The sequence below is a fragment of the Leifsonia sp. Y862 genome (genome assembly GCF_057669585.1).
In genome coordinates this window covers 1-5,584 of sequence record NZ_JBYHFR010000005.1, presented here as the reverse complement: position 1 = coordinate 5,584, position 5,584 = coordinate 1, and the positions used below count along the sequence as shown (strand labels likewise).

The window sequence follows — 5,584 nt, the reverse complement described above, 5'->3', positions numbered from 1 at the left end:
GTTGCCCCGGAGCGACAGCCGTAAGGCCTGAAGTCGGGTGCGTCCGATCCTTGAGAACTCAACAGCGTGCACAATGTCAAATGCCAAAAACCTCGTTCGTAGGGCTCCTTTCTAGGGAGTACCGCGTATGAGATTCCTTTGGAAAACATTTAAACAACAAAGCAAGTCAGTAATGATTTGTTCTGTCAGTTTCAAACTTGTGTCTTTCCCGCCCATTCCGGCGGTGAGACACACTAGATGTGACGCCAGCTTGCTGGTTAGTCAATCAAACATTTACGGAGAGTTTGATCCTGGCTCAGGACGAACGCTGGCGGCGTGCTTAACACATGCAAGTCGAACGATGAAGAAGAGCTTGCTCTTTGGATTAGTGGCGAACGGGTGAGTAACACGTGAGCAATCTGCCCTTGACTCTGGGATAAGCGTTGGAAACGACGTCTAATACCGGATACGACCCTCGGAGGCATCTCCTGGGGGTGGAAAGAATTTTGGTCAAGGATGAGCTCGCGGCCTATCAGCTAGTTGGTGAGGTAATGGCTCACCAAGGCGACGACGGGTAGCCGGCCTGAGAGGGTGACCGGCCACACTGGGACTGAGACACGGCCCAGACTCCTACGGGAGGCAGCAGTGGGGAATATTGCACAATGGGCGAAAGCCTGATGCAGCAACGCCGCGTGAGGGACGACGGCCTTCGGGTTGTAAACCTCTTTTAGTAGGGAAGAAGCGAAAGTGACGGTACCTGCAGAAAAAGCACCGGCTAACTACGTGCCAGCAGCCGCGGTAATACGTAGGGTGCAAGCGTTGTCCGGAATTATTGGGCGTAAAGAGCTCGTAGGCGGTTTGTCGCGTCTGCTGTGAAAACTGGAGGCTCAACCTCCAGCCTGCAGTGGGTACGGGCAGACTAGAGTGCGGTAGGGGAGATTGGAATTCCTGGTGTAGCGGTGGAATGCGCAGATATCAGGAGGAACACCGATGGCGAAGGCAGATCTCTGGGCCGTAACTGACGCTGAGGAGCGAAAGCATGGGGAGCGAACAGGATTAGATACCCTGGTAGTCCATGCCGTAAACGTTGGGAACTAGATGTGGGGACCATTCCACGGTCTCCGTGTCGCAGCTAACGCATTAAGTTCCCCGCCTGGGGAGTACGGCCGCAAGGCTAAAACTCAAAGGAATTGACGGGGGCCCGCACAAGCGGCGGAGCATGCGGATTAATTCGATGCAACGCGAAGAACCTTACCAAGGCTTGACATATACGAGAACGGGCCAGAAATGGTCAACTCTTTGGACACTCGTAAACAGGTGGTGCATGGTTGTCGTCAGCTCGTGTCGTGAGATGTTGGGTTAAGTCCCGCAACGAGCGCAACCCTCGTCCTATGTTGCCAGCACGTAATGGTGGGAACTCATGGGATACTGCCGGGGTCAACTCGGAGGAAGGTGGGGATGACGTCAAATCATCATGCCCCTTATGTCTTGGGCTTCACGCATGCTACAATGGCCGGTACAAAGGGCTGCAATACCGTAAGGTGGAGCGAATCCCAAAAAGCCGGTCTCAGTTCGGATTGAGGTCTGCAACTCGACCTCATGAAGTCGGAGTCGCTAGTAATCGCAGATCAGCAACGCTGCGGTGAATACGTTCCCGGGCCTTGTACACACCGCCCGTCAAGTCATGAAAGTCGGTAACACCCGAAGCCGGTGGCCTAACCCGTAAGGGAAGGAGCTGTCGAAGGTGGGATCGGTGATTAGGACTAAGTCGTAACAAGGTAGCCGTACCGGAAGGTGCGGCTGGATCACCTCCTTTCTAAGGAGCACGTTCAGCTCTCCTCTGTATACAGGGAGATAACAGCTGACAGTCATACCAACCTGTTCGGGTTGGATGACGCTCATGGGTGGAACATTGACATTGATGCAAACAGGAACTTATTGANTATACAGGGAGATAACAGCTGACAGTCATACCAACCTGTTCGGGTTGGATGACGCTCATGGGTGGAACATTGACATTGATGCAAACAGGAACTTATTGAACTCAGTACGCTTCTTCTTCGGAAGTGGTTGGAACGGTTTGGTGGGTGAGGGTTTGCATGTTGCACGCTGTTGGGTCCTGAGGGACCGGAACAACCTTCGGGTTGGACTGAACCTCTGGGCCTTGTCTCATTCGCAGTCGAGCTGCTTGCAGCCGCGGATGGGGGAGGGTACCGCCCGTACTTTGAGAACTACACAGTGGACGCGAGCATCTTAAATTTGAGCCTTCGGGCTTCAAATTACAAAGACGAGCCAGCGAATGAACCGACTTGTCGGGGTGTTTGTTGGCTCATCATTGGTCAATTTCGATCGCGAATTTATTCGTGATACTTAATTCGATTCAAACTCATGTGATTTCAAATTTCTAAGAGCAAACGGTGAATGCCTTGGCATGTAGAGCCGAAGAAGGACGTAGTAATCTGCGATAAGCCTCGGGGAGTTGATAAACGAACTTTGATCCGAGGATGTCCGAATGGGGAAACCCCGCCAGGCCCGTAAGGTGACCTGGTGACTCCCGCCTGAATATATAGGGCGGGTAGAGGGAACGTGGGGAAGTGAAACATCTCAGTACCCACAGGAAGAGAAAACAACAGTGATTCCGTTAGTAGTGGCGAGCGAACCCGGAAGAGGCTAAACCGATCATGTGTGATAGCCGGCAGGCGTTGCATGGTCGGGGTTGCGGGACTTTTCTACTGATTCTGCCGAACAGTGAGCGTTACAGAGGAATATAGACGAACAGGATTGAAAGCCTGGTCATAGAGGGTGCGAACCCCGTAGTCGAAATGTTCTAATGGCGCGAGAAGTATCCCAAGTAGCACGGGGCCCGAGAAATCCCGTGTGAATCTGTCAGGACCACCTGATAAGCCTAAATACTCCTACATGACCGATAGTGAACAAGTACCGTGAGGGAAAGGTGAAAAGTACCCCGGGAGGGGAGTGAAATAGTACCTGAAACCGTTTGCTTACAAACCGTTGGAGCCAGCTTGTACTGGTGACAGCGTGCCTTTTGAAGAATGAGCCTGCGAGTTAGTGATATGTGGCGAGCTTAACCCGAGAGGGGAATGCGTAGCGAAAGCGAGTCTTAATAGGGCGATTGAGTCGCATGTCCTAGACCCGAAGCGAAGTGATCTATCCATGGCCAGGTTGAAGCGACGGTAAGACGTCGTGGAGGACCGAACCCACTTCAGTTGAAAATGGAGGGGATGAGCTGTGGATAGGGGTGAAAGGCCAATCAAACTTCGTGATAGCTGGTTCTCTCCGAAATGCATTTAGGTGCAGCGTTGCGTGTTTCTTGCCGGAGGTAGAGCTACTGGATAGCCGATGGGCCCTAAAAGGTTACTGACGTTAGCCAAACTCCGAATGCCGGTAAGTGAGAGCGCAGCAGTGAGACGGTGGGGGATAAGCTTCATCGTCGAGAGGGAAACAACCCAGACCACCAACTAAGGTCCCAAAGCGCGTGCTAAGTGGGAAAGGATGTGGAGTTGCACAGACAACCAGGAGGTTGGCTTAGAAGCAGCCACCCTTGAAAGAGTGCGTAATAGCTCACTGGTCAAGTGATTCCGCGCCGACAATGTAACGGGGCTCAAGCACGCCACCGAAGTTGTGGCATTGATATTTTTGGTAAGCCGCCACCTTGTGTGGTTGGTTCAGCCGTGTTGATGGGTAGGAGAGCGTCGTGTGGCCAGCGAAGCGGCGGTGTAAACCAGCCGTGGAGGCTACACGAGTGAGAATGCAGGCATGAGTAGCGAAAGACGGGTGAGAAACCCGTCCTCCGAAAGATCAAGGGTTCCAGGGCCAGGCTAATCCGCCCTGGGTAAGTCGGGACCTAAGGCGAGGCCGACAGGCGTAGTCGATGGACAACGGGTTGATATTCCCGTACTGACGAAAAACCGCCCAAACTAATCCAGTAATGCTAAGCATCTGAATCCTCTAGATGGATCCCTTCGGGGTGAAGCGTGAGGCCTAGCGTGCGACCCTATGCTGGTGCGGTTAGCGTATTAACAGGTGTGACGCAGGAAGGTAGCTGAGCCGGGCGATGGTTGTCCCGGTCTAAGGATGTAGGCCGAGAGATAGGCAAATCCGTCTCTCATATAAGGCTGAGACCCGATGGGTAGCCCGTAAGGGCGAAATCAGTGATCCTATGCTGCCAAGAAAAGCATCGACGCGAGGTTTTAGTCACCCGTACCCCAAACCGACTCAGGTGATCAGGTAGAGAATACTAAGGAGATCGAGAGAATCGTGGTTAAGGAACTCGGCAAAATGCCCCCGTAACTTCGGGAGAAGGGGGGCCTGAGGCGTGAAGGGATTTACTCCTGGAGCGTTTGAAGGCCGCAGAGACCAGTGGGAAGCGACTGTTTACTAAAAACACAGGTCCGTGCCAAGTCGCAAGACGATGTATACGGACTGACGCCTGCCCGGTGCTGGAAGGTTAAGAGGAACGGTTAGCCGCAAGGCGAAGCTGAGAATTTAAGCCCCAGTAAACGGCGGTGGTAACTATAACCATCCTAAGGTAGCGAAATTCCTTGTCGGGTAAGTTCCGACCTGCACGAATGGCGTAACGACTTCCCAGCTGTCTCAACCGCGAACTCGGCGAAATTGCACTACGAGTAAAGATGCTCGTTACGCGCAGCAGGACGGAAAGACCCCGTGACCTTTACTACAGCTTGGTATTGGTGTTCGGTGTGGCTTGTGTAGGATAGGTGGGAGACTGTGAAGCTTGGACGCTAGTTCAGGTGGAGTCATTGTTGAAATACCACTCTGGTCATATTGGATATCTAACTTCGAACCGTGATCCGGTTCAGGGACAGTGCCTGGTGGGTAGTTTAACTGGGGCGGTTGCCTCCTAAAAAGTAACGGAGGCGCCCAAAGGTTCCCTCAACCTGGTTGGCAATCAGGTGTCGAGTGTAAGTGCACAAGGGAGCTTGACTGTAAGACTGACAAGTCGAGCAGGGACGAAAGTCGGGACTAGTGATCCGGCAGTGGCTTGTGGAAGCGCTGTCGCTCAACGGATAAAAGGTACCTCGGGGATAACAGGCTGATCTTGCCCAAGAGTCCATATCGACGGCATGGTTTGGCACCTCGATGTCGGCTCGTCGCATCCTGGGGCTGGAGTAGGTCCCAAGGGTTGGGCTGTTCGCCCATTAAAGCGGTACGCGAGCTGGGTTTAGAACGTCGTGAGACAGTTCGGTCCCTATCCGCTGCGCGCGCAGGAAATTTGAGAAGATCTATCCCTAGTACGAGAGGACCGGGATGGACGAACCTCTGGTGTGTCAGTTGTTCCGCCAGGAGCACCGCTGATTAGCTACGTTCGGAACGGATAACCGCTGAAAGCATCTAAGCGGGAAGCCGGCTTCAAGATGAGATTTCCAACCCTTCGGGGGAGAGGCTCGCAGCTAGACTACTGCGTTGATAGGCCGGATGTGGAAGAGAGGACTAAAGACTCTCGGAGCTGACCGGTACTAATAAGCCGATAATTTGATAACACTTTGTTTGAATACGAAGCTGCTTGCGTCCACTATGTGGTTCTCGATGTACGGTCGAGAACAACGTTCCTACGGGAACAAAA

Annotated in this window: 2 rRNA genes; both read left to right on the top strand. The window is 53.1% G+C overall.

The features are described from left to right. Window positions 1–272 precede the first annotated feature (272 nt). Window positions 273–1,795: ribosomal RNA gene (locus AC25Z0_RS17255) — 16S ribosomal RNA — on the top strand. Window positions 1,796–2,373: 578 nt separating this feature from the next. Then, window positions 2,374–5,501: ribosomal RNA gene (locus tag AC25Z0_RS17250) — 23S ribosomal RNA — on the top strand. The 16S and 23S rRNA genes sit together here, the layout of an rRNA operon. Window positions 5,502–5,584 lie beyond the last annotated feature (83 nt).